Here is a 23,701-nt window from a genome sequence, read left to right on the forward strand (position 1 = left end):
AGAAGCAGATACAGCGGCGGTCGCGCAGCACGAGCGGCCCGCGTGAGGTGCTGGAAGGACGCATCTTGGCAGTCTCTAGCCAGACCAAGGCAAATGCCGGAATCCCCGGAGCCCCGAAGAGGGTCTCGTTCGCGAAGATTCGCGAACCTCTCGAAGTTCCAGGGCTACTTGATCTACAGACGGATTCTTTTGAATGGTTGATCGGATCGCCTGCATGGCGTGAGCGGGCAGCGGCCCGCGGCGACGGCAGTGTCACCGGCGGTCTGGAGGACATCCTCACCGAGCTGTCCCCGATCGAGGACTTCTCGGGATCGATGTCGCTGTCCTTCTCGGACCCGCGCTTCGACGAGGTCAAGGCCTCGACCGATGAGTGCAAAGACAAGGACATGACCTACGCGGCGCCCTTGTTCGTCACCGCGGAGTTCATCAACAACAACACCGGCGAGATCAAGAGCCAGACGGTCTTCATGGGTGACTTCCCGATGATGACCGACAAGGGCACCTTCATCATCAACGGCACCGAGCGCGTCGTCGTCTCGCAGCTCGTTCGCTCCCCGGGCGTCTACTTCGACCACTCCGTGGACAAGGGCACCGAGAAGGACCTGCACAGCGTCAAGGTGATCCCCGGCCGTGGTGCGTGGCTGGAGTTCGACGTCGACAAGCGCGACACCGTCGGCGTCCGCATCGACCGCAAGCGTCGTCAGCCGGTCACCGTGCTGCTCAAGGCCCTCGGCTGGACCACCGAGCAGATCACGGAGCGCTTCGGCTTCTCCGAGATCCTCATGGCCACCCTGGAGAAGGACAACACGGCAGGCACCGACGAGGCGCTGCTCGACATCTACCGCAAGCTGCGTCCGGGCGAGCCGCCCACGAAGGAGAGCGCGCAGACCCTGCTGGAGAACCTGTTCTTCAAGGAGAAGCGCTACGACCTCGCCCGCGTGGGTCGCTACAAGATCAACAAGAAGCTGGGCCTGAACCACGGCCAGCCGATCACCGCGTCGACCCTCACCGAGGAAGACATCGTCGCGACGATCGAGTACCTGGTGCGCCTGCACGCCGGTGACACCGCGATGACGGCGCCCGACGGCGTCGAGGTCCCGGTCGAGGTCGACGACATCGACCACTTCGGCAACCGTCGTCTCCGCACCGTTGGCGAGCTGATCCAGAACCAGATCCGGGTGGGCCTGTCCCGCATGGAGCGCGTGGTGCGCGAGCGGATGACGACCCAGGACGTCGAGGCGATCACGCCGCAGACCCTGATCAACATCCGTCCCGTCGTGGCCGCGATCAAGGAGTTCTTCGGAACCTCCCAGCTCTCGCAGTTCATGGACCAGAACAACCCGCTGTCGGGCCTGACCCACAAGCGTCGTCTGTCGGCGCTCGGCCCCGGTGGTCTGTCCCGTGAGCGCGCCGGCCTCGAGGTGCGAGACGTGCACCCGTCGCACTACGGCCGCATGTGCCCGATCGAGACCCCTGAGGGCCCGAACATCGGCCTGATCGGTTCGCTGTCGGTGTACGCGCGGGTCAACCCGTTCGGCTTCATCGAGACCCCGTACCGCAAGGTCGTCGACGGACAGGTCACCGACCAGGTGGACTACCTGACCGCCGACGAGGAGGACCGCCACGTCAAGGCCCAGGCCAACGCCGCGGTCGACAAGGACGGTCGCCTGACCGAGGACCGCGTCCTCGTCCGCACCAAGGGCGGCGAGGTCGAGCTGATCCCGGCCGAGGACGTCGACTACATGGACGTCTCGCCGCGACAGATGGTCTCCGTCGCGACCGCGATGATCCCGTTCCTCGAGCACGACGACGCCAACCGCGCCCTGATGGGTGCGAACATGCAGCGTCAGGCAGTGCCGCTGGTCCGTTCCGAGGCGCCGCTGGTCGGCACCGGCATGGAGCTGCGCGCCGCGGTCGACGCGGGCGACGTCGTCGTCAGCGAGAAGACCGGCGTCATCGAGGAGGTCTCGGCCGACTACGTCACCGTGATGGCGGACGACGGCAGCCGCAAGACCTACCGGATGCGCAAGTTCGCCCGCTCGAACCAGGGCACCTGCGCCAACCAGCGTCCGATCGTGGACGAGGGCGACCGGGTCGAGGCCGGCCAGGTCATCGCCGACGGTCCCTGCACCGAAGCCGGTGAGATGGCGCTCGGCAAGAACCTGCTCGTCGCGATCATGCCGTGGGAGGGCCACAACTACGAGGACGCGATCATCCTGTCGCAGCGCCTCGTGGAAGAGGACGTCCTGACCTCGATCCACATCGAGGAGCACGAGATCGATGCCCGCGACACCAAGCTCGGTGCCGAGGAGATCACTCGCGACATCCCGAACGTCTCGGACGAGGTCCTCGCCGACCTCGACGAGCGCGGCATCATCCGCATCGGTGCCGAGGTCCGTGACGGCGACGTGCTGGTCGGAAAGGTCACGCCGAAGGGCGAGACCGAGCTGACCCCGGAGGAGCGCCTGCTGCGCGCAATCTTCGGCGAGAAGGCCCGCGAGGTCCGCGACACGTCCCTCAAGGTCCCGCACGGTGAGAACGGCAAGGTCATCGGCATCCGCGTGTTCTCGCGCGATGACGACGACGATCTGCCCCCCGGTGTCAACGAGCTGGTCCGCGTCTACGTGGCCCAGAAGCGCAAGATCCAGGACGGCGACAAGCTCGCCGGCCGACACGGCAACAAGGGTGTCATCGGCAAGATCCTCCCGCAGGAGGACATGCCGTTCCTGTCCGACGGCACCCCCGTCGACATCATCCTGAACACCCACGGCGTGCCGCGTCGTATGAACATCGGTCAGATCCTGGAAACCCATCTGGGTTGGATCGGCAAGACCGGCTGGAACGTGCAGATCGCCAGCGACGGTAGCCGCCCGGACTGGGCTTCGACGCTGCCCGAGGAGATGCTCTCGGCCCCGGCCGACAGCAACATCGCCACCCCGGTGTTCGACGGTGCCAAGGAAGACGAGCTGACCGGTCTGCTTGGCGCGACCCTGCCGAACCGCGACGGCGAGCAGATGGTGGGCCCGGACGGAAAGGCCACCCTGTTCGACGGCCGCTCCGGCGAGCCGTTCCCGTACCCGGTCTCGGTCGGCTACATGTACATCATCAAGCTGCACCACCTCGTCGACGACAAGATCCACGCTCGTTCGACCGGTCCGTACTCGATGATCACCCAGCAGCCGCTCGGCGGTAAGGCCCAGTTCGGTGGCCAGCGCTTCGGTGAGATGGAGTGCTGGGCGATGCAGGCCTACGGTGCGGCGTACACGCTGCAGGAGCTGCTCACCATCAAGTCGGATGACGTGGTCGGCCGCGTGAAGGTGTACGAGGCCATCGTCAAGGGCGAGAACATCCCCGAGCCGGGCATCCCCGAGTCGTTCAAGGTGCTCCTCAAGGAGCTCCAGTCGCTCTGCCTCAACGTGGAGGTGCTGTCCTCGGACGGCGCGGCCATCGAGATGCGCGACGGCGACGACGAGGATCTCGAGCGTGCGGCAGCGAACCTGGGCATCAACCTGTCCAGGAACGAGGCGGCGACCGTGGACGATCTCGCGAACTAGGTGTTTGGTCCCCGGGCCACGTCGTTGATGTGGCCCGGGGGCGTAGCCCACATTTGAATTTGGCAGACAGGTAGGCGCTGAGAAGCGCACACCATAATCCCTCTGGGGAAAGGAAGTTACGTGCTCGACGTCAACTTCTTCGATGAACTCCGCATCGGCCTTGCCACCGCTGAGGACATCCGTCAGTGGTCGTTCGGCGAGGTCAAGAAGCCGGAGACCATCAACTACCGCACGCTCAAGCCCGAGAAGGACGGCCTCTTCTGCGAGAAGATCTTCGGCCCCACCCGGGACTGGGAGTGCTACTGCGGTAAGTACAAGCGCGTCCGCTTCAAGGGCATCATCTGTGAGCGCTGCGGCGTCGAGGTGACCCGCGCGAAGGTGCGCCGTGAGCGCATGGGCCACATCGAGCTCGCCGCTCCTGTGACCCACATCTGGTACTTCAAGGGCGTGCCGAGCCGTCTCGGTTACCTGCTGGACCTGGCGCCGAAGGATCTCGAGAAGATCATCTACTTCGCCGCCTACGTGATCGTCGCGGTCGACGACGAGCTCCGTCACAACGAGCTCTCCACCCTGCAGGCCGAGATGGAGGTCGAGAAGAAGTCCGTCGCCGACCAGCGCGACGCCGACCTCGAGGCCCGCGCCCAGAAGCTCGAGGCGGACATCGCCGAGCTCGAGGCCGAGGGCGCCAAGTCCGACGTGCGTCGCAAGGTCAAGGACGGCGGCGAGCGCGAGATGCGTCAGCTCCGTGACCGTGCGCAGCGCGAGCTGGACCGGCTCGAGGAGATCTGGACGACCTTCACCAAGCTCGCCCCGAAGCAGCTCATCGTCGACGAGGGCCTCTACCGCGAGATGGTGGACCGCTACGGCGAGTACTTCACCGGCGCGATGGGCGCGGAGTCCATCCAGAAGCTGATGGAGAACTTCGACATCGACGCCGAGGCGGAGATCCTCCGGGAGACCATCCGCAGCGGCAAGGGTCAGAAGAAGCTGCGCGCGCTCAAGCGCCTCAAGGTCGTCGCGGCCTTCCAGTCCACCGGCAACTCGCCGATGGGCATGGTCCTCAACGCCGTGCCGGTGATCCCGCCGGAGCTGCGCCCGATGGTCCAGCTCGACGGTGGCCGGTTCGCCACCTCGGACCTGAACGACCTGTACCGCCGCGTGATCAACCGCAACAACCGCCTCAAGCGACTGATCGACCTCGGCGCCCCCGAGATCATCGTCAACAACGAGAAGCGGATGCTGCAGGAGTCCGTCGACGCGCTGTTCGACAACGGCCGTCGTGGACGTCCGGTCACCGGTCCGGGCAACCGCCCGCTGAAGTCCCTGAGCGACCTGCTCAAGGGCAAGCAGGGTCGTTTCCGTCAGAACCTGCTCGGCAAGCGCGTCGACTACTCGGGCCGTTCGGTCATCGTCGTCGGCCCGCAGCTCAAGCTCCACCAGTGCGGTCTGCCGAAGCTGATGGCTCTCGAGCTGTTCAAGCCGTTCGTGATGAAGCGCCTTGTGGACCTGAACCACGCGCAGAACATCAAGTCGGCCAAGCGCATGGTCGAGCGTCAGCGTGCCCAGGTGTGGGACGTCCTCGAAGAGGTCATCGCCGAGCACCCGGTGCTGCTGAACCGTGCACCCACGCTGCACCGCCTCGGCATCCAGGCCTTCGAGCCGCAGCTCGTCGAGGGCAAGGCCATCCAGCTGCACCCGCTGGTGTGTGAGGCCTTCAACGCCGACTTCGACGGTGACCAGATGGCCGTGCACCTCCCGCTGTCCGCGGAGGCGCAGGCCGAGGCCCGCATCCTGATGCTGTCCTCGAACAACATCCTGTCGCCCGCGTCGGGTCGCCCGCTCGCCATGCCGCGTCTGGACATGGTGACCGGTCTGTACCACCTGACCCGTCTGGACGAGGGTGTCGTCGGCGAGCTCGTCGCTGCAGGCAAGGATCGTCCCGAGGTCGGCGCCTACTCGTCGCCCGCCGAGGCGATCATGGCCGTCGATCGTGGCGCGCTGAAGGTCCAGGCCCAGATCAAGGTCCGCCTGACCACCCAGCGTCCGCCGCGCGAGCTCGAGGACGAGCTGTTCCCCGACGGCGGCTGGAACTACGGCGACGGCTGGATCGCCGAGACCACCCTTGGTCGCGTGCTCTTCAACGAGCTGCTCCCCGCGGACTACCCGTTCGTGAACGAGCAGATGCCGAAGAAGCGTCAGGCGACGATCATCAACGATCTCGCCGAGCGCTACCCGATGATCGTGGTCGCGCAGACCGTCGACAAGCTCAAGGACGCCGGCTTCTACTGGGCGACCCGTTCGGGCGTCACGGTCTCGATCTCCGACGTCCTTGTGCCGCCGAGCAAGTCCGAGATCATGGACAAGTTCGAGGGCCAGGCCGAGCAGATCGAGAAGAAGTACCAGCGCGGTGCCCTCAACCACACCGAGCGCAACAGCGCCCTGGTGAAGATCTGGTCCGAGGCCACCGACGAGGTCGGTAAGGCCATGGAGGCCTACTTCCCCGACGACAACCCGATCCCGATGATCGTGAAGTCCGGCGCCGCCGGCAACATGACGCAGGTTCGGTCGCTCGCCGGTATGAAGGGCCTGGTGACGAACCCGAAGGGTGAGTTCATCCCGCGTCCGATCAAGTCTTCCTTCAAGGAAGGCCTGACCGTTCTCGAGTACTTCATCAACACGCACGGCGCCCGTAAGGGTCTGGCAGATACCGCGCTGCGTACCGCCGACTCGGGTTACCTGACCCGTCGTCTGGTGGACGTCTCGCAGGACGTCATCGTTCGCGAGACGGACTGTGGCACCGAGCGCGGCATCGTCACCACGATCGCGGAGAAGCAGGCCGATGGCTCGCTGATCCGGGATGCACACGTGGAGACCAGCACCTACGCCCGCACGCTTGCCGCGGACGCGGTCGACGCCAACGGCACGGTCATCGTCGAGCGCGGCGCCGACCTGGGTGACCCGGCCATCGACGCACTGCTCGAGGCTGGCATCACCGACGTGAAGGTGCGCTCCGTGCTCACCTGCACCACCGGCACCGGCGTCTGCGCCACCTGCTACGGCCGCTCTATGGCGACCGGCAAGCTGGTGGACATCGGTGAGGCTGTCGGCATCGTCGCCGCCCAGTCCATCGGTGAGCCGGGTACCCAGCTGACCATGCGTACCTTCCACCAGGGTGGTGTCGCAGGCGAGGACATCACCGGTGGTTTGCCGCGTGTCCAGGAGCTGTTCGAGGCCCGCGTCCCCAAGGGCAAGGCCCCGATCGCCGACGTCACCGGACGGGTGCAGCTCGAGGACGGCGACCGCTTCTACAAGATCACCATCGTCCCGGACGATGGCGGCGAAGAGGTCGTCTACGACAAGCTGTCCAAGCGTCAGCGTCTGCGCGTCTTCAAGCACGACGATGGTTCCGAGCGCCTGCTGGCGGACGGTGACCACGTCGAGGTCGGCCAGCAGCTCATGGAGGGCGCTGCCGATCCGCACGAGGTGCTGCGCGTCATGGGCCCGCGTCAGGTGCAGATCCACCTGGTCAACGAGGTTCAGGAGGTGTACCGGAGCCAGGGTGTGTCGATCCACGACAAGCACATCGAGACGATCGTTCGTCAGATGCTGCGTCGCGTGACGATCATCGACTCCGGCGCCACCGAGTTCCTGCCCGGTTCGCTCACCGAGCGTTCCGAGTTCGAGGCGGCCAACCGTCGCGTCGTCGCCGAGGGTGGTGAGCCCGCAGCCGGTCGTCCGGTGCTCATGGGTATCACCAAGGCCTCGCTGGCGACCGATTCGTGGCTGTCGGCGGCGTCCTTCCAGGAGACCACTCGCGTGCTGACCGATGCGGCCATCAACTGCCGCTCGGACAAGCTGATCGGTCTCAAGGAGAACGTCATCATCGGCAAGCTGATCCCTGCTGGTACCGGCATCAACCGTTACCGGAACATCCAGGTTCAGCCGACCGAAGAGGCCCGCGCCGCGGCCTACGCCGTGCCGTCGTACGACGATCAGTACTACAGCCCCGAAGGCTTCGGCACCGGGACCGGAGCTGCTGTTCCGCTCGACGACTACGGCTTCAGCACCGATTACCGGTAAGCGCTTCCTGCGCCTGTGAAACGGCCCCCGCCCCAGCAATGGGTGCGGGGGCCGTTTCGCGTCTACTGTTGGAGGGACATTCCCCGGCATCGGTTCGGGCGACCACCACGGAGGATTCGATGGCAGGCAAGGGTATCGACCGCTCGAAGGCGCAGTCGGCGCTCGAGGTGGTCCGCGAGAATCCGGCGATCTCGTTGGTTGCCGCTGCGCCCGCGATCGTGATCTTCGGGGTGGCCTGGTGGCTGCTCGGCTTCGGCTGGGCACTGATCTTGGCGATCCTGCTCGGCGTGGCCGTGGTGGCGGGCAAGAAGTTCCTCGGCTGACACGCTGTCAGGTCCATTGTCGCGCCCGCGACCTGCCCGAATCCGGTCGGGAGCGGGGCAGCGCGACTATCCTCTGATCCTCTGTGACTTTGCTCGCAACAGCCGGGTATTGTCGCAGGAACAGGTTCTAGTTTTGGAGGAGGCCGACAGTGGCGTTCGTGATCACCCAGCCTTGTTGCAACGACGCTAGCTGCACCGAGGTGTGCCCGGTGGACTGCATCCATCCGACGCCGGACGAGCGCGGATTCAAGTCGACCGAGATGCTCTACATCGATCCGGAGACCTGCATCGACTGCGGGCTCTGCGTCGATGCGTGCCCGGTGGACGCGATCTTCCGCGACGACGACCTGCCCGAGGCGATGGCGCGGTACTCGAAGATCAACGCCGACTACTTCGCGGGCACCGAGATCGAGTACGCGGATCCCGCCCCCTCGCTGAAGTTCCCCAAGACCGACCAGGAACCCTTCCGCGTCGCGATCGTCGGCGCAGGGCCGTCCGGCTTCTACGCCGCCCGCGAACTGCTCTCCTTCAAGCGCTCGGGCATCGAGGTCGACATGTTCGACCGCCTGCCGACCCCGTGGGGCCTGGTGCGCGCTGGCGTGGCGCCCGACCACCCGGAGACCAAGGCGGTCACCGATGTGTTCGCGGAGGTCTCGCGGCGTCCCGGCTTCCGGCTGCACCTGAACGTGGAGGTCGGCAAGCACCTCACCCACGAGGACCTGATGGAGCACCACCACGCGGTGCTCTACACGGTCGGTGCACCGAGCGACCGGCACCTCGGAATCCCCGGTGAGGACCTGCCCGGCAGCCTCGCCGCCACCGAGTTCGTCGCCTGGTACAACGGGCACCCCGAGTACGCGGACCACACCTTCGACCTGTCCGGCACGCGCGCGGTCATCGTCGGCAACGGCAACGTCGCGCTCGACGTGGCCCGTCTCCTGGTCACCGACCCGGACAAGCTGGCCCGCACCGACATGGCCGAGCACGCGGTGGAGGCGCTGCGCGGCAGCGCCGTCCGTGAGGTCGTGGTGCTGGGCAGGCGCGGACCCGTCCAGGCGGCGTTCACCAGCCCGGAGCTGCTGGCGCTCGGGCAGATGCCCGACGTGGACGTGATCGTCGACCCGGCCGAGCTCGAGCTCGACAGCCACAGCGCGGCCGAGGTCGCGGAGAACCCGGCCAAGCGGCTGAAGATGGAGATCCTGCGCGAGTACGCGGAGCGCCCCCTTGCCGGCCACGAGAAGCGGATCGTGCTGCGGTTCCTGGCCTCGCCGGTCGAGATCCAGGGCGACGACCACGTCAGCGGTGTCGTCGTGGCGCGCAACGAGATGGTCGAGGGGCCCGACGGCACGCTGCGGGCGAGCAGCACCGATCAGACCGAATTGCTCGAGACCCGCATGGTGCTGCGCTCGGTCGGCTACCGGGGCGTGCCCGTCGCGGACCTGCCGTTCGACGACGCGCGCGGCACGATCGCGAACGTCGCGGGCCGGGTCACCTATCCGGAATCCGGCGAGCCGATGCCGGGCACCTACACCGCCGGCTGGATCAAGCGCGGGCCCTCCGGCGTGATCGGCACCAACCGGCAGTGCGCGCACGACACCATCGCGCTGGTCATCGAGGACCTCGCCGCGGACCGGCTGTCCGCGCCCAAGGGCGACCGCGAGGCGCTCGAGGCGCTGCTGGCGGACCGTCAGCCCGAGGCGCTGGACTGGGCGGGCTGGAAGGCGATCGACGCCCGGGAGCGAGAGCTCGGCAAGGCGTCCGGTCGGCCGAGGGTGAAGCTGCTCGACCTCGCCGAGATGGTGGCGATCGCCAAGAAGTAGGGTCCGCCGGTCGGCGGCTCAGTAGTGGTCGATGCCCGAGACCCGGGCAACGGCCTTCACCTCGCCGCCGACCAGGAACCACAGGCTCATCGACTCGGCGTCCTGCCTGCAACGGACGTGGACGTCCTCGCCTGCCGTGATGGGCGCGTTGTACTCGAGAACGGCGCGGTGCGGGGCGGCGAACAGGTCGGGCCGTGCGACGAGATGATCCTCGACGGCGTGCCAGTACGCCGCGTTGTTCACGTGGCCCATCGGGTCCAGGTCGGTCGAGCGCAGGTGGAATCGGGCGTCGGTGCCGTCGTCCTCCGGCGGCGGCCCGGCGAGCCACGGGCGCCATTTGAGCCGGTGCTCGTCGGTGGTCCGCGACAGCAGGGCGATGCCCTTGTCGCTGATCCGGGTCGGCATCCCGGTGTCGGGGCTGATGTTGATCCAGAAGCCCTCGGTCTCGATCAGCGCGCCCTTCTCGCTGGTGAGCTGCACTCGCATCGCCGACCATCGGGTCGAGAGGCCGGAACACCAGCGGCGCAGATGGATCCGGTCCGGCCACAGCGCGGGTCGGACGACGTCGATCACGGTTCGCCGCACGATCCACAGCGGGTCGAGATCGGCGAGTTCGGAGGCGTCCAGGTTGTCGGACCCGATGTCCTGCAGGTACCGGGTGATGCCGTCGAACCGGAGCCGGTTGTCGGGCGCGACGTCGCCCGTCCGGACCGGCCACGAGGTGGCGAACCCCAGCCCGTCGGCGGGGGGAACGGCGAGCGGCTGATCGAAGTCCAAGACTGCGCTCCTCTGCGGTGATCACCGGCGTGACGCGAACAGTATCTTTCCCGCGCAGGCGCGGCGAGACAAGGACTAGCGTCAGGGCTTCGGATCGCAGAAGAGATGCGATGGCGCGCGAACACGGAGGTCTGTGGTGAAAGCAGTTGTGGTCTCGGAGTTGACCGGGCCCGCCGGGATGGCCCTGCAGGAGGTGCCCGAGCCGGACGCGACGGGCAAGGTGCTGATCGACGTGCGCGCGACAGGGGTGTGCTTCCCGGACCTGCTCATCAGCTACGGCAAGTACCAGCTGCGGCCGGAGCCGCCCTTCATCCCCGGCGCCGAGGTGGCCGGGGTGGTGGTGTCCGCCCCTGACGGCAGCGGATTCGCGGTCGGGGACCGCGTGCTGGCGATGTCCGATCTCGGTGGCTACGCGGAGCGGGTCGCGATCGCGGCCTCCCGGGTGATGCCGATACCGGCCGATCTGAGCTTCGAGGAGGCCGCCTCGCTCATCATCAACTATCAGACGATGGAGTTCGCCCTGTCCCGGCGAGCGAGCCTGGTTGCGGGCGAGACGGTGGTGGTGCTCGGTGCCGCGGGCGGTGTCGGCACCGCGGCGATCCAGTTGGCGAAGGCGCACGGCGCGAAGGTGATCGCGGTGGTCCGACGGGCGGGGGCCGACGAGTTCCTCCGCGAACTCGGCGCGGACGAGGTGGTGGCGCTCGACGAGGGCTGGGCGGCCCGGGTGGGCGAGCTGACCGAGAACCGCGGCGCGAACGTTGTGGTCGATCCGGTCGGCGGCGACGCCTTCGACGATGCCGTTCGGGTGTTGGCGCCGGAGGGCAGGCTGCTGGTGATCGGGTTCGCGGGCGGCGGTATCCCGTCCGTGAAGGTGAACCGGGTGCTGTTCCGCAACATCAGCATCGTTGGTGCCGCCTGGGGTGAGTTCCTGCGCACCGACCCAGGGGCGCTGGCGCGCACCCACACGGATCTCACCGAACTGGTCGGGAAGGGCCTGCGGCCGCTGGTCAAGGCCCGGTATCCGCTCGCCGACGCGGCCCGCGCGCTGGCGGACCTCGAGGCCGGTCAGGTGCTCGGCAAGGCGGTGCTCGTCCGCGAGTAGCGGGCTCTCAGCGCTGCTCAGCGCGGGATGTGGAAGTCGGTCAGGCGCGCGGGTGAGTCGAGGAGGTCGGCCCAGGACCCCGTCACGGCCAGGGTCGCGATGGCCGAGGTCGGGAAGCGGTCCGCGATCCGTTCGGCGAGCGGGCCACCCGGATCGAGCGCGAGTGCCGTGTCCGGGATGCCGGGCTCGTGCCCGACGACGAGCAGGGTCCGCACGGCCGGGTCGGTGCTCGCGATCTCGCGCCGCACCTCGGCGGCACTCGCCCCGTAGAGCGTGTCGGCGTAGCGGGCCGGAGCATCGATGCGGCTGGCCGTGAGGGTGAGCCTGGTCCTGGCGGACGTGGAGCAGAGCACCGCGTCGACCGGGGGCTGGGTCAGACGGATCCAGTCACCCGCCATCCCGGCCTCGCGTTGTCCGCGCGGCGCGAGCGGCCGCTCGTGGTCGGCCACGCCGTCGGGGTAGGCGGACTTGCCGTGCCGGAGCAGGATCAGGACCTTCGAGGGCATGTCCCGACAGTAGCGACCCGAACGGCGGGCGGAAATTCGATTGCCCGGTGACCGGCGGCCGTGGTCGGATCCTTCTGCGGGGGCTCAAGGCTCGGCGGCGGACGTGATGCCCTTCACATTAATATCGTTTGGGCAATAGTTGCGCGATCGCTACTATTGCACGAGTGGCCGCTTCCCCCGAAGACCTGTATCAGGCACTCGACGAGTTCATCATGCGGCTGCTTGGGGTGGGGGAGTCGGAGTCCATGGACAAGCTGATCGCCGTGGACCTGTCGTTCTCGCAGGTGCGAACTCTGTTCATGCTGGCGCAGCACGGCAAACCGGTGGCGATCAACGAGGTGGCCGAGCGACTACGCCTGTCCGTCGCGGCCGCGGGTCGCAACATCGACCAGTTGGTCAACCAGGGTCTCGTGGAGCGCCGCGAGGATCCGAAGGACCGCCGTATCAAGAGGATCTCGTTGTCGGAGGCCGGTCGAGCCATCGCCTCCGGCCACATCGACAGCAAGAAGGGCGAGTTGCGCGCGTTCGCGGCCCGCCTGTCGGACTCGGACCGTGACCGGCTGTACGAGTCGCTCAAACCCATTCTCGCGGGAGATGTTCTGCGAGCCAATTGTCAGGAGAACCCATGACGACGCCGACACCTCCGGGCGCCCCCGCGGCCTCGGACAAGATCGACGGCGCAGTTCTGAAGATCGCCAGCGTGGTGGTGATCGGTGCCATCATGTCGATCCTCGACGTGACGGTCGTGAGCGTGGCGCTGCCGACGTTCATGTCCGAGTTCAACGCGACCTACGCAACCGTCGCCTGGACCATGACCGCCTACACACTGGCCCTGGCGACCGTCATTCCCGTGACGGGGTGGGCGGCTGACCGATTCGGCACCAAGCGCCTCTACATGACGGCGCTGGTGCTGTTCGTCGGTGCCTCGGTGCTGTGCTCGATGGCATGGAACATCGAGTCGCTGATCGGCTTCCGGGTCCTGCAGGGCCTCGGCGGCGGCATGCTGATGCCGCTGGGCATGACGATCATGACCAAGGCCGCGGGTCCGCACCGCGTCGGCCGTGTCATGGCCGTGCTCGGCATCCCGATGATGCTCGGACCCATCTGTGGACCGATCCTGGGTGGCTGGCTGATCGAGAGCGCCAGCTGGCACTGGATCTTCCTGATCAACCTGCCGATCGGCATCGTCGCCCTGACCGCCGCGTTCGTGCTGCTGCCCAAGGACGACCCGAGCCCGTCCGAGTCCTTCGACTTCCTCGGCATGCTGCTGCTCTCGCCCGGCCTCGCGCTGTTCCTGTTCGGTGTCTCCTCGATCCCGGAGACCGGAACCGTTGCGGCCACTCGGGTGCTGGTCCCGGCGGTGATCGGACTGGCTCTGATCATCGGCTTCGTGTTCCACGCGCTCCGTGTCGACCACCCGCTGATCGACCTGCGCCTGTTCAAGAACCGCAAGCTGACCATCGCGGTCATCACCTCGACGATGTTCGTGATCGCGTTCATGGGTGCGGGGCTGCTGTTCCCGAGTTACTTCCTGCAGGTTCGCGGTGAGACCACCCTCACGGCCGGTCTGCTGCTGGCCCCGCAGGGCATCGGCGCGATGCTCACCATGCCGTTGGCGGGCACGCTCGTCGACAAGATCGGTCCCGGAAAGATCGTGTTGTGCGGCCTCTCCCTGATCGCCGTTGGCATGGCGGTGTTCACCCAGGTCGGCGCCGACACCTCGTACGTCGTGCTCCTAGGCGCCCTGTTCGTGATGGGCCTCGGCATGGGCTGCACCATGATGCCGATCATGACGGCGGCGATGCAGACGCTGACCAACGAGACCGTTGCCCGCGGTTCGACGCTGATGAACATCGTCCAGCAGGTCGCGGGCTCGGTCGGTACCGCGACCATGTCGGTGGTGCTCACCAACCAGATGCTGTCGCGCCCGCTGGCCGGACCGGCCATCGCGGCCGGGCAGGATCCGTCGATCGCGGAACAGATGCCGCCCGGAGCGGTGGAACAGGGCCTGAACGCCGCTGCGGACGCGTTCGGCAACACCTTCATGGTGGCGCTGGTGCTGCTCCTGCTGACACTGATCCCGGCGTTCCTGCTGCCGAGGAGCAAGCCCGCGGCCCCGGTCGATGCGACCCAGGTGATGGCTCACTGAGTAAGAGGGCAACCGACTCTCACGACGATGGCCCGCACTCCCGAGGGGGAGTGCGGGCCATCGTCGTTTCGTACCCCGGGCGCTAGGTCGCGGCCGCGGGACGGATCAGGACTCGAATCCGGCTGCGCCGCCGCCGTTCGCGCCGCCGCCGGCACCGCCGCCGATGGTGCCGCCGAGCGAGCCGCTGTCGAACTCGCCACCGAACATCGACGAGAACAGGGACGAGAAGAGGGCAGAGAAGGACATGAGTACTCCTGTCGCGTGGTGAGCGACGCCGGTCGGCGTCGAGTCCCATTGGTACGCCGGACACCCGGCCGATCGGCGAGAGTGATGGCGGATTAGGGGGTGAATAGGGGATCCAGATCGGGGCAGGCAGACGGCTGCCCCGGTCGGCCCGGCATCCCCTATCCAGGTCCCCCGGGGGCTGCGCGGGGAGGAATACCCCGGACCCCGGCGCGGTTGGAAGTTCATGCAAACGTATTGAAATAATGGACGTGTCCATCCAGCTCGAGGGAGTCACCATGCAGATCGGAATCTTCAGCGTCGGGGACGTCACGCCGGACCCCACCACGGGGCGGGCGCCGACCGAGCACGAGCGCATCAAGGCGATGACGACCATCGCCGAGCATGCGGAGGATGTGGGCCTCGACGTCTTCGCGACAGGCGAGCACCACAACCCGCCGTTCGTGCCGTCCTCCCCGACGACCATGCTCGGGTTCCTCGCCGCCAAGACCGAGAAACTGATCCTGTCCACCTCGACGACGCTGATCACCACCAACGACCCGGTGAAGATCGCCGAGGACTACGCGATGCTGCAGCATCTCGCCGACGGCCGCGTCGACCTGATGATGGGCCGCGGCAACACCGCGCCCGTGTACCCCTGGTTCGGCAAGGACATCCGCGAGGGGATCCCGCTCGCGCTGGAGAACTATCAGCTGCTGCGGCGGCTGTGGGACGAGGACGTGGTGAACTGGCAGGGCCGGTTCCGCACCCCGCTGGAGGGTTTCACCTCCACGCCGCGTCCGCTCGACGGGATCGCACCGTTCGTCTGGCACGGCTCGATCCGCAGCCCGGAGATCGCCGAGATCGCGGCGTTCCACGGCGACGGCTTCTTCGCGAACAACATCTTCTGGCCGAAGGAGCACTACATCGCGCTGATCAACCTGTACCGCGAGCGCTTCGAGCACTACGGGCACGGCAGCGCCGACCAGGCCATCGTCGGCCTCGGCGGACAGGTGTTCATGCGCAAGAACTCGCAGGACGCGGTGGCGGAGTTCCGACCCTACTTCGACAACGCGCCGGTCTACGGTCACGGACCCTCGCTGGAGGAGTTCACCGATCAGACGCCGTTGACCGTCGGCACCCCCGAGCAGGTGATCGAGAAGACGCTGGCCTTCGCGGACTATTTCGGCGACTACCAGCGCCAGCTGTTCCTGGTCGACCACGCGGGCCTGCCGCTGAAGACGGTGCTCGAGCAGCTCGACCTCCTCGGCTCCGAGGTCGCCCCGGTGCTGCGCCGCGAGTTCGCGGCCCGGCGCCCCGCCCACGTACCGGAGAACCCGCCGACGCACGCGAGCCTGCTGGCACAGCGGAACGGCCGCGTCGGCACCCTCGAGGCGTCGACCGATGCCGCCCACTGAACCGCCCGTCGGCGGGCGGCCGCGCAGCACCACCGAGCTGGCCGCCGACGCGTGGGAGGCGTTGTTCCGTGCCCAGGTGGCACTGATGCGGCGGTTCGAGTCGGCCGATGCGTGGGATCCCCTCGGCCGCCGCGAGTACGACGTGCTGTTCACGCTGAGCCGCCGCCCGGACGCACGGGCCCGGCTGCACGAGCTGAACCGGGAGATCCTGTTGACCCAGCCGTCCCTCAGCCGCATGGTCGAGCGACTCGAGCAGGCCGGGCTGCTGGACCGGCTGCCGGATCCGCACGACCGGCGGGGCACGATCGTGGCGCTCACGGAGCAGGGGAGCGCCATGCAACGCAGCATCGGCAGGCGGCACGCCGCGCAGATCCGGCGCCACGTGGGCACCGCGCTCGACCGAGACGAGCTCGCGGAGCTCGAGCGGTTGACGACGAAACTGCGACTGGCGCAACAGTAGTCAGGCTCGGCCCGCCAGGGCGGCCACCTCCCGCGCGCAGCCCCAGGAGAGGGTCACCCCGGCGCCGCCGTGCCCGTAACAGCAGATGATCCGGCGCGCGCCGGGTAGTGCCTCCAGTCGCACCGAGGGCCGGGTCGGACGAAGGCCGACGCCGCGGGAGAGGATCGGCGCGCCTCGCAGCTCGGGCACCAGGTCGTAGCACCGCTCGAGGATCGCGCGTTCGGTCTCGGGATCGACGGCCGTGTCGACGGACCCGGGCTCGGCGGTGCCGCCGCACACCACGTCCTCGAACCGCGGCACCACGTAGGCCATTCCGTCCGGGTTGTCGTCGTCGATCAGCCAGTCGGTCAGCCCGGGGTTGGCCACGCGCACCACCTGACCCCTCAGCGGGAGCAGCGGGGCGTCCCCGGTCAGTGCGGCCGACCGCAGGCCTGCCGCGACCACGATCAGCTCGCCGGTGACCTCCGCGAGGTCGTCGACCCGCCTCCTGATCATCCGAACGCCCGCGGCTTCGCACCGGCGGGCCAGCCACGGCAGGTAACGGCCCATGTCGATGACCGGGACCGTGCAGCGCACCCCGCTCGTCACGCCGGACGACAATTCCCCGCCCGCAATCACCCGATGCCCCGGCACGGCCGGGGTCCACCAGCGGTCCGGCGCAGCGGATCGCTCGAGCACCGTGCCGGTTCGCATCGCCACGCCTGTAGAGGAGTCCGCTGCGAGGCAGGCGAACACCTCCGCGGACTCGGTCGACCAGCGCAGCACCGCGTCGGCGGGTGCCGCCTCGTAGGGGAACCAGATCGCCGCGGCGACCGCGGAGGTCGTCTCCGCTATCGGATCGGCCGTCAGCACGGTGACGTCGTGTCCGGCCCGCGCGAGTTCGAGTGCGCAGGTCAGTCCGATCACACCGCCGCCGATCACGGTGGTGTCGGTGCTCATGCGGAGGTGGTGGTCCGGCCGAGGTCGATGACCGAGGCGGTGCCCTGGGCGGCGGCGCAGAGCACCGGCCCGTTCTCGGTGTCCGCATAGATCTCGCAGCGGCACAGTGCCTGCCTGCGGCCCGAACTCACCGCCGTCGCCTCCGCGCGCAATGCGGTGCCCATCGCGGGACGGAGGTAGGTGATGGTGAACCCGGAGGTCACGATCCTCGGGCCGAGCACGCTGCCGGCCGCGAAGGTGAGCGCGTTGTCCGCGGCGTAGGAGAGCACACCGCCGTGCACGAACCCGTGCTGCTGCAGCAGTTCCTGGCGGATCGGGATCGTGAGGGTGGCGGCGCCGTCGGTGAAGGCGGACAACCGGGCGCCGACCAGGGTGCTGAACGGCTGCGCGGCCAGGGTTTCCGCGGCCTCGTCGAGAGAAAGGGTCACGAGCAATCACTCCAGGTGTCGGTGACGAATCACGTGTGGTGCGTGAATGCGATGGTGCCATGTCGACGGCTCCCCGGTCCGCCGGGGAAAAGTCGGGGAAAACCGGTATCCCGCGCACCGGCGAGGCACACGGACGGTGTCGGCGGCCCGCGTTACCGTCGTAGAGACGCCACACCGGAAGACGGAAGAAGGCGCAAGATGGGCACTGAATTCGGTCCCACACACCAGCCAGGCGAGCCCGTGGATTCGGGCGACTCGGAGCACACCGGGGAATGGCACTTCTATGCGGTGGTCGGAACCACCGTGCAGGGTAGGCACACCCTCGCCAGGTTCGGCCCGAGGCCGACCGCGCTCGACGCGCTCCGGCTCGCGATCCACGCCGTCAACCACACGGCGTTCTCACTGCTCGAGCAGGGCGTGAACGGCGACCCGTGTGCGGACATCCGCCTGCTGGAGCGGCTACCGATCACGGAGTTCACCATCGAACGCCACCACCGCACGACGCGGGTGGCCGATCGGCGCTGGGCGCTGACCGGGCGTAAGCACCATCGGAAGACCAGCAGGCGAGACCGGCCCGCGGTGGCCTGACGGCGCGGTCGACGCCCGATCACTCAGGACCGGGCGAGGTGGAACCAGCGCGGGTTTCCCCGTCGGACCGGTCGCGGCAGCACCCCGGTGTCCGCGACGTCCGAGATCAGCCGCCACCCGGCGAACGTGCGCTCCACCTCGGCGCGGTCCGTGCCACGGGGGAGGGGTCCCCGTCGGCCGGGGCCGAAAGCGAACATGAGCAGGCTCGCCCCTGGCTCGGTGATCCGGGTGAGCTCGTCGGCGTAGTGCTCCCGCTCGCAGGCGGTGAGACCGTGAAAGCACCCGATGTCGAGCACGAATCGATATCCGCGGCCGACCGATTTCTCGAGTTCGGTGACATTGCCGAGCACGAACGTCACCTCGACCCCGGCCTCCTCGGCCCGCGCCCGGGCGCGGGTCACCGCCAGCGGCACGGCGTCGATTCCGGTCACCCGCCAGCCACGGCGGGCCAATTCGATGGTGTGGGAGCCGGTACCGCACCCCGCGTCGAGGGCCTTCCCAGGCGGCCCCGCCTGCGCGTCCTGGCCGTCGAGGAACGCTGTCAGCTGCGTGCCGATCGACTGGCCAGCCCACTCCCACGGTGTGAGGCCGAGCCGGTAGGCCAGCCGGTACCAGGCGGTCACGCCTGCCTTCTCGGTCCCGACGCGTCGATGATGGGCACGGCGGGTTCGATTCGGGGTTCGGCCATCGCGGATCCTCTCGCCGGTGCCAGTGTGCTCCCCGGAAAATCGGTCTGTCCAGGGTCGACGGTGGCGCCCGCGGTCGCCGTCGGGTCCTGGCGCGTGCGGCAGGATGCTGTCAGAAAACAAGAACGTGTTCTATATTTGGGGGAGAGTGTCCGCGCAGTCGCGGCGCCGTCTTCGCGTGCCGCACGTTGCGCACGATCCGCCGATCAATGGGAGTTCCCGACATGTACGAGTGGTCTGACACCGACCTGATGTTCCGCGACGCCCTGCGTGGCTTCATCGAGAAGGAGATCAAGCCGCACGTCGACAAGCTCGAGAGCGGCGAGCTGCCCCCGTTCGAGATCATCAGGAAGATGTACTCGACCTTCGGCATGGACGAGATGGCGAGCGAGGCGCTCGAGAAGGCCTTCGCGAAGGAGGAGGCGCGCGAGCGCGGCGAGACCGTCCCGAGTCCGGCGAGAAGGGCGGCGGCTTCAGCGGCGCAGGCAGCATGGGCGTCATCCTCAACAGCGAACTCGCGGGCGTGAGCCTCGGCCTGGTCGCGTCGATGGGCGTGAGCCTCGGCCTGACGGTCGGCACGCTGCGCAGCCGCGGAACGCTGGCGCAGAAGAAGCGCTGGCTGCCCGAGCTCGTCACGATGGAGAAGGTCGGCGCGTGGGCGATCACCGAGCCCGACTCCGGCTCGGACGCGTTCGGCGGCATGAAGTCCTACGTCCGCCGCGACGGCGAGGACTACATCCTCAACGGCCAGAAGACGTTCATCACCAACGGCCCGTATGCCGACGTGACCATCGTCTACGCCAAGCTCGACGAGGGCGATTCCTCCGTGGACCGCCGCGACCGCAAGGTGCTCGGCTTCGTGCTCGACAAGGGCATGGAGGGCTTCACCCAGAGCCCGCCGTTCAAGAAGATGGGCATGAACTCCTCGCCCACCGGCGAGTTGTTCTTCGACAACGTGCGGATCAGCAAGGACAGGCTGCTCGGCGAGACCGAGAACCCGGCAAAGGGCGACGGCAAGGAGAGCGCCAAGGAGTCCTTCGCGGCCGAGCGCATCGGCATCGCCTCCCTCGCGCTCGGCATCATCAACGAGTGCCACCGGCTGTGCATCGACTACGCCAAGACCCGCAAGCTGTGGGGCAAGGAGATCGCTCAGTTCCAGCTCATCCAGCTCAAGCTGGCCGAGATGGAGGTCGCCCGGATCAACGTGCAGAACATGGTGTTCAACGCGATCGAGCGCACCGCCGCAGGCAACAAGGTGACCCTCGCCGAGGCATCGGCGATGAAGCTGTACTCCTCGCGCGCCGCCACCGAGGTCGCCATGGAGGCCGTTCAGCTGTTCGGCGGCAACGGCTACATGGCCGAGTACAAGGTGGAGCAGCTCGCGCGTGACGCGAAGTCGCTGATGATCTACGCGGGTAGCAACGAGATCCAGGTGACGCACATCGCGAAGGGCCTGCTCGGCGCCTGACCCAGCGCAGCGCCGGCGAACTCGCGCCCGATCCTTCCTCGCCGCCGTCACCGATCTCCGGTGGCGGCGGCGAGGTCGTCAGGCCGTCAGTTGGTAGAAGCGCCAGAACCCGAAGCCGTCGATCGGGAGCATCTCGAATCCGGTGAATCCCGCCTCGAACGCATAGCCGCGCAGGGTGTCCGGCCGCATGACGGTTCCTGTGGCGGCGGTCGGCCGGTGGCTCATTCCGTCCGGCAGGCAGATGAGCAGGCTGAAGCCGTACATCAGTCGCTCGGTCTCGTCACCGGGAGGGTCGAAGGAGTCTGCGACCGCCTCGTCCATGATGACGACGCGGCCCCCGGGGACCAGCGACTGCCTGGCAGCGGCCAGCACCCCGACGGGGTCGGGCATGTCGTGCACGCACTCGAAGGCGAACACGCAGCGGAAGGTGGACGCGGGTAGCCGGGCGGCATCGCCGCAGTGGAAGGCGATGCGCGAGGCGACGTCCGGGTTCGCGTCGCCGTTGCTCGAGGCCAGCCGCGCCGAGGCTGCGTCGATGTCGAACCCGTCCACGGTGGCAGCCGGGTACGCCCTGGCGAGTGCGATCGTCGACCAGCCGCCGCCGCAGCCCAGGTCGGCTATCCGGGTATCCGGCTCGCGCAGCAGCGCGTCCAGGTCGGGAACCGACCGCAGGGCCTCGGGCAGGGCCCGCTCGTACCAGGGGCGGTTCATCTCGGCCTGCGATTCACGGGCGTCGGCTCCGTACTGCGCCCAGCCGACCCCGCCGCCGGATCGATACGCCTCGAGCAGCGCGGGCATCTGTTCGGCCGCGGCGCAGAGCATCCGGGCCAGCGGCGCGAGGTAGGCGAGGCTGGATCCGTCGGTGAGCACCTCCGCCGCAGCAGGCGGCAACGTGAACCGTCGGGGTCCGTCGGACTCCACGTCGATCAGACCGCTGACGGCCTGTTGCTCCAGCCATTCCCGCGCGTACCGAGGATGGGTGTCGGTGCGGGCGGCGAGTTCTTCCGGCGTCGCCGGGCCGTCGACCCGCAGGCTCCGGTACCAGCCGAGGCGGTCGCCGAGGTGGATGGACAGCAGATCGACGGTGCCGAGTGCGGCCTCGACGAGGCGTTGGGCGAGAGCGTCGGCCTCGGCGACCGGTTGCGTTGTGGACATGAGCCCTCTCTCGCGTCTCGGAGACGACGGATGCGTCCCCCGAGGACCATCGTCGTCCGCGCGTGGCGCGCTGTCACCGTTCGTTCGCCGGGTGAAGCAGGCGGCGGAGGCAGGATCAGCCCGTGGCGTCGGTTCGCGCGAGCTCCTCGACCCGGCGCCGCAGGGTGGACTCGGTGTGCCTGATGGCCGTTCCGACGATCGGCTCGACGATCTTCGCGAGCACCTTGCCCGCGAGTCCCCCCGGCAGCGAGTACTCGAAGTCCACCGTCATCTCGGTGCTGTCGTCGCTCGCCGGGGTGAATCGCCACGTCGACGAGTTCGAGATCCCGTCGACCGAGGCCAGCGTGATCAGCCGGTCCCGTTCCCACTCGGTGATCGTGACCCTCGAGTTCAGGGCCTTGGGGCCGAGCTGCATGGTGGCGTCGAAGGTGGCCCGAGTCCCTGGGTCTGCTCGCCCACCGGCTCGAACCGGGTCACCCCGAACATCCACGCCGGCACATTCCTGTAGTCGTCCACATAGGCGAATCCGGCGTGCACCGGAACCTTCGCGACCGCGGTGATGTGAATGGTGCCCATGTCTCTCCTCGTACCGACGTCGGCCCTGTCGGCCTACGTAGACGGTACTAGCTTTCACAGTTACCTGGACACGGGTTCGACTGTGAGTTTCATCGGCTTCACTACAGTTGGAGGCATGCAGCAGCGTGAACGGGACGGCCGGGGCAGGCCGCTCAATGCGCGCCCCCGCGACGGGTTGGGGAGGCCGTTGCCGCGCGGCGCAGAGGGCGTCGCGCGGGTGCCGGAGGAGGTCCTGCTGACGCCTGCGGAGGCGATTGCGGAGGCCCAGCGCCTGCTGGATGCGAGCATGCCGTTCCATGCACACGAGGTGCTCGAGGGTTCGTGGAAGGCGGCGCCGGATTCCGAACGCGAACTCTGGCAGGGGCTTGCTCAGCTCGCGGTGGGTCTGACGCATCTGTTACGCGGCAATATCGTTGGCGCCCAGTCGCTACTGCGTCGCGGCCAGGACCGGATCCGCGGGTTCGAGACGGGCGCTCCGTACGGTCTCGACGTCGCCGGCCTGGTGGCCTGGTCGCAGGGCGTACTGGACGGGCTGGCGGGCGCGGGTTCGGAGATTCCGGTGCCGAGTACACCGCGGCTGCTGCGCCAGGGGAGCTGACTGGTCGCCCGGCTGGTGCGCGGGTCCGCGCGCTCGGCGCGCAGACCCGCGCGTGTCGATCAGGGGAAGGTGCTGCCCGTGGGGCCGGTGCTGCTGCCGACGAAGTTTCCGTCCGCGGTCGTCGTCTCGGCGGGGCCGACGAGGTCCAGCAGGGTGGTGATCAACGCGCTCAGGTTCATTGCTCGGCTCCTGGTGTTTGTCTCATGTACTGGGGACGCGCCGTAGAACCGGGCGCGCGTCCAGTTCTACCGCACGCGCCACGGGTGTGGGATCGATTCCGCAATCCGTGTCCGTTGCTCCGAAATGCGTTGCTGTGGAGTGGATTCAAGATCTGAATTAGTTGACCCCGGGCAGCACTGTGGGGGCCGCCGAGTCGCCGGCAGCCCCCACAGTGTGCTCACATGACTACTCGCTGGAGCCGCCACCCGCGGTCTCCGAGGACCCGAGGATGCCGAAGACGGTGCTGAGGGCGCCGAAAAGAGTGGAGAGTTCGGACGAAGACGGCATGAGTGCTCCCTGTGTTCTCGATGGTGATGCGCCGAGAATTGCGCGCGCGTGCTTGTAGTTCTACCCGACGAGATCTCGGTCAGGTCACAAACTGGCAACTATCGTGACCCACATCTCATTTTCTGGGTTCAACGTCGTCCGCGGGTCGCCCGTGCTATCGGATCAGCTGCCGATGGGGAGCTGAAAGCCGAAGGGCAGGCCGATGGTGCTGCCGGTGAAGTTGTCCTGCGGCTGCGGGGCGAACAGGGTGGCCAAGTCGATCGCGGGCATGGATGTCTCCTCGGGTCGATGGATGAAAGTGCGCCCCAGTGCTCGGCGCGCACCAGTTCTACCGCATGGGATGCC

At 67.9% G+C, this 23,701-nt stretch carries 18 protein-coding genes and 2 pseudogenes; 12 read left to right on the top strand and 8 right to left on the bottom strand.

The window, feature by feature from the left end; all coding sequences use genetic code 11:
- The first annotated feature begins 47 nt into the window (after positions 1-47).
- From rpoB to BTZ20_RS06025, 4 genes are all read left to right on the top strand, one after another.
- The gene (gene rpoB / locus BTZ20_RS06010; protein WP_077043520.1) at positions 48-3,554 is read left to right on the top strand and encodes a DNA-directed RNA polymerase subunit beta; all 3,507 of its coding nucleotides are present in this window, start codon (positions 48-50) and stop codon (positions 3,552-3,554) included.
- 120 nt (positions 3,555-3,674) lie between these two features.
- Entirely contained in the window at positions 3,675-7,634 is a 3,960-nt protein-coding gene (locus BTZ20_RS06015; RefSeq protein WP_077040742.1) for a DNA-directed RNA polymerase subunit beta', read from the top strand.
- A 119-nt stretch (positions 7,635-7,753) separates the two neighbouring features.
- Positions 7,754-7,957 (top strand): hypothetical protein, encoded by a 204-nt coding sequence (locus BTZ20_RS06020; RefSeq protein WP_077040743.1) that lies wholly within the window; start codon positions 7,754-7,756, stop codon positions 7,955-7,957.
- 149 nt (positions 7,958-8,106) lie between these two features.
- A complete protein-coding gene (locus BTZ20_RS06025) occupies positions 8,107-9,777 on the top strand; it encodes a 4Fe-4S binding protein (RefSeq protein ID WP_077040744.1) in 1,671 nt (556 codons plus the stop codon).
- 18 nt (positions 9,778-9,795) lie between these two features.
- On the opposite strand, the gene BTZ20_RS06030 is transcribed toward BTZ20_RS06025, so the two are convergent.
- Entirely contained in the window at positions 9,796-10,554 is a 759-nt protein-coding gene (locus BTZ20_RS06030; protein ID WP_077040745.1) for an acyl-[acyl-carrier-protein] thioesterase, read from the bottom strand.
- Between the two features lie 136 nt (positions 10,555-10,690).
- On the opposite strand from BTZ20_RS06030, the gene BTZ20_RS06035 reads away from it, so the two are divergent.
- The gene (locus tag BTZ20_RS06035; RefSeq protein WP_077043521.1) at positions 10,691-11,656 is read left to right on the top strand and encodes an NADPH:quinone oxidoreductase family protein; all 966 of its coding nucleotides are present in this window, start codon (positions 10,691-10,693) and stop codon (positions 11,654-11,656) included.
- A gap of 17 nt (positions 11,657-11,673) precedes the next feature.
- Here the strand turns inward: BTZ20_RS06035 and BTZ20_RS06040 are convergent, their stop codons facing one another.
- A complete protein-coding gene (locus tag BTZ20_RS06040) occupies positions 11,674-12,162 on the bottom strand; it encodes a SixA phosphatase family protein (protein WP_077040746.1) in 489 nt (162 codons plus the stop codon).
- Between the two features lie 212 nt (positions 12,163-12,374).
- On the opposite strand from BTZ20_RS06040, the gene BTZ20_RS06045 reads away from it, so the two are divergent.
- The gene (locus BTZ20_RS06045; RefSeq protein ID WP_077043522.1) at positions 12,375-12,791 is read left to right on the top strand and encodes a MarR family winged helix-turn-helix transcriptional regulator; all 417 of its coding nucleotides are present in this window, start codon (positions 12,375-12,377) and stop codon (positions 12,789-12,791) included.
- Positions 12,788-14,311: a DHA2 family efflux MFS transporter permease subunit gene (locus tag BTZ20_RS06050; protein ID WP_077040747.1), complete on the top strand. Its 1,524-nt coding sequence runs from the start codon at positions 12,788-12,790 to the stop codon at positions 14,309-14,311. Before BTZ20_RS06045 ends, BTZ20_RS06050 begins: the two co-directional genes overlap by 4 nt.
- 105 nt (positions 14,312-14,416) lie before the next feature.
- On the opposite strand, the gene BTZ20_RS27110 is transcribed toward BTZ20_RS06050, so the two are convergent.
- The gene (locus BTZ20_RS27110; protein WP_189636602.1) at positions 14,417-14,557 is read right to left on the bottom strand and encodes a hypothetical protein; all 141 of its coding nucleotides are present in this window, start codon (positions 14,555-14,557) and stop codon (positions 14,417-14,419) included.
- A 275-nt stretch (positions 14,558-14,832) separates the two neighbouring features.
- On the opposite strand from BTZ20_RS27110, the gene BTZ20_RS06055 reads away from it, so the two are divergent.
- Together BTZ20_RS06055 and BTZ20_RS06060 are read left to right on the top strand one after the other, a co-directional pair.
- A complete protein-coding gene (locus BTZ20_RS06055; RefSeq protein ID WP_077043523.1) occupies positions 14,833-15,951 on the top strand; it encodes an LLM class flavin-dependent oxidoreductase in 1,119 nt (372 codons plus the stop codon).
- Complete coding sequence (locus BTZ20_RS06060) at positions 15,938-16,411, top strand: MarR family winged helix-turn-helix transcriptional regulator (RefSeq protein ID WP_083742545.1); 474 nt, start codon at positions 15,938-15,940, stop codon at positions 16,409-16,411. Before BTZ20_RS06055 ends, BTZ20_RS06060 begins: the two co-directional genes overlap by 14 nt.
- Here the strand turns inward: BTZ20_RS06060 and BTZ20_RS06065 are convergent, their stop codons facing one another.
- The gene (locus BTZ20_RS06065; RefSeq protein ID WP_077040748.1) at positions 16,412-17,350 is read right to left on the bottom strand and encodes an FAD-dependent oxidoreductase; all 939 of its coding nucleotides are present in this window, start codon (positions 17,348-17,350) and stop codon (positions 16,412-16,414) included. It abuts the gene before it with no gap.
- Positions 17,347-17,778, bottom strand: coding sequence for a PaaI family thioesterase (locus BTZ20_RS06070; protein WP_411269107.1), 432 nt, complete (start codon positions 17,776-17,778; stop codon positions 17,347-17,349). Before BTZ20_RS06070 ends, BTZ20_RS06065 begins: the two co-directional genes overlap by 4 nt.
- 198 nt (positions 17,779-17,976) lie before the next feature.
- Between BTZ20_RS06070 and BTZ20_RS06075 the strand changes: the two genes are divergently transcribed.
- Complete coding sequence (locus BTZ20_RS06075; RefSeq protein WP_077040750.1) at positions 17,977-18,366, top strand: hypothetical protein; 390 nt, start codon at positions 17,977-17,979, stop codon at positions 18,364-18,366.
- A 23-nt stretch (positions 18,367-18,389) separates the two neighbouring features.
- On the opposite strand, the gene BTZ20_RS06080 is transcribed toward BTZ20_RS06075, so the two are convergent.
- A complete protein-coding gene (locus BTZ20_RS06080; protein WP_077040751.1) occupies positions 18,390-18,989 on the bottom strand; it encodes a class I SAM-dependent methyltransferase in 600 nt (199 codons plus the stop codon).
- A gap of 287 nt (positions 18,990-19,276) precedes the next feature.
- On the opposite strand from BTZ20_RS06080, the pseudogene BTZ20_RS06085 reads away from it, so the two are divergent.
- Positions 19,277-20,520 (top strand): annotated as a pseudogene (locus BTZ20_RS06085) (acyl-CoA dehydrogenase family protein).
- A gap of 78 nt (positions 20,521-20,598) precedes the next feature.
- On the opposite strand, the gene BTZ20_RS06090 reads toward BTZ20_RS06085, so the two are convergent.
- On the bottom strand, positions 20,599-21,675 hold the full coding sequence (locus BTZ20_RS06090) for a class I SAM-dependent methyltransferase (RefSeq protein ID WP_077040752.1): 1,077 nt from the start codon (positions 21,673-21,675) through the stop codon (positions 20,599-20,601).
- Positions 21,676-21,790: 115 nt separating this feature from the next.
- Positions 21,791-22,251: pseudogene (locus BTZ20_RS06095) on the bottom strand (SRPBCC family protein).
- Between the two features lie 115 nt (positions 22,252-22,366).
- Here BTZ20_RS06095 and BTZ20_RS06100 point away from each other — a divergent pair.
- Positions 22,367-22,849, top strand: a complete 483-nt coding sequence (locus BTZ20_RS06100; protein WP_077040753.1) for a DUF309 domain-containing protein — start codon at positions 22,367-22,369, stop codon at positions 22,847-22,849.
- The last annotated feature ends 852 nt before the right edge of the window (positions 22,850-23,701 follow it).

It is taken from the genome of Rhodococcus sp. MTM3W5.2 (genome assembly GCF_001984015.1).
Classification (GTDB): Bacteria; Actinomycetota; Actinomycetes; order Mycobacteriales; family Mycobacteriaceae; genus Rhodococcus_G; species Rhodococcus_G oryzae.

Coding starts and splice junctions, on each gene's coding strand:
- BTZ20_RS06050 (WP_077040747.1), top strand. CDS start 12,788: ATGACGACGCCGACACCTCCGGGCGCCCCCGCGGCCTCGGACAAGATC.
- BTZ20_RS06075 (WP_077040750.1), top strand. CDS start 17,977: ATGGGCACTGAATTCGGTCCCACACACCAGCCAGGCGAGCCCGTGGAT.
- BTZ20_RS06045 (WP_077043522.1), top strand. CDS start 12,375: ATGCGGCTGCTTGGGGTGGGGGAGTCGGAGTCCATGGACAAGCTGATC.
- BTZ20_RS06055 (WP_077043523.1), top strand. CDS start 14,833: ATGCAGATCGGAATCTTCAGCGTCGGGGACGTCACGCCGGACCCCACC.
- BTZ20_RS06040 (WP_077040746.1), bottom strand. CDS start 12,162: ATGCCCTCGAAGGTCCTGATCCTGCTCCGGCACGGCAAGTCCGCCTAC.
- BTZ20_RS27110 (WP_189636602.1), bottom strand. CDS start 14,557: ATGTCCTTCTCTGCCCTCTTCTCGTCCCTGTTCTCGTCGATGTTCGGT.
- BTZ20_RS06020 (WP_077040743.1), top strand. CDS start 7,754: ATGGCAGGCAAGGGTATCGACCGCTCGAAGGCGCAGTCGGCGCTCGAG.
- BTZ20_RS06100 (WP_077040753.1), top strand. CDS start 22,367: ATGCAGCAGCGTGAACGGGACGGCCGGGGCAGGCCGCTCAATGCGCGC.
- BTZ20_RS06060 (WP_083742545.1), top strand. CDS start 15,938: ATGCCGCCCACTGAACCGCCCGTCGGCGGGCGGCCGCGCAGCACCACC.
- BTZ20_RS06090 (WP_077040752.1), bottom strand. CDS start 21,675: ATGTCCACAACGCAACCGGTCGCCGAGGCCGACGCTCTCGCCCAACGC.
- BTZ20_RS06065 (WP_077040748.1), bottom strand. CDS start 17,350: ATGAGCACCGACACCACCGTGATCGGCGGCGGTGTGATCGGACTGACC.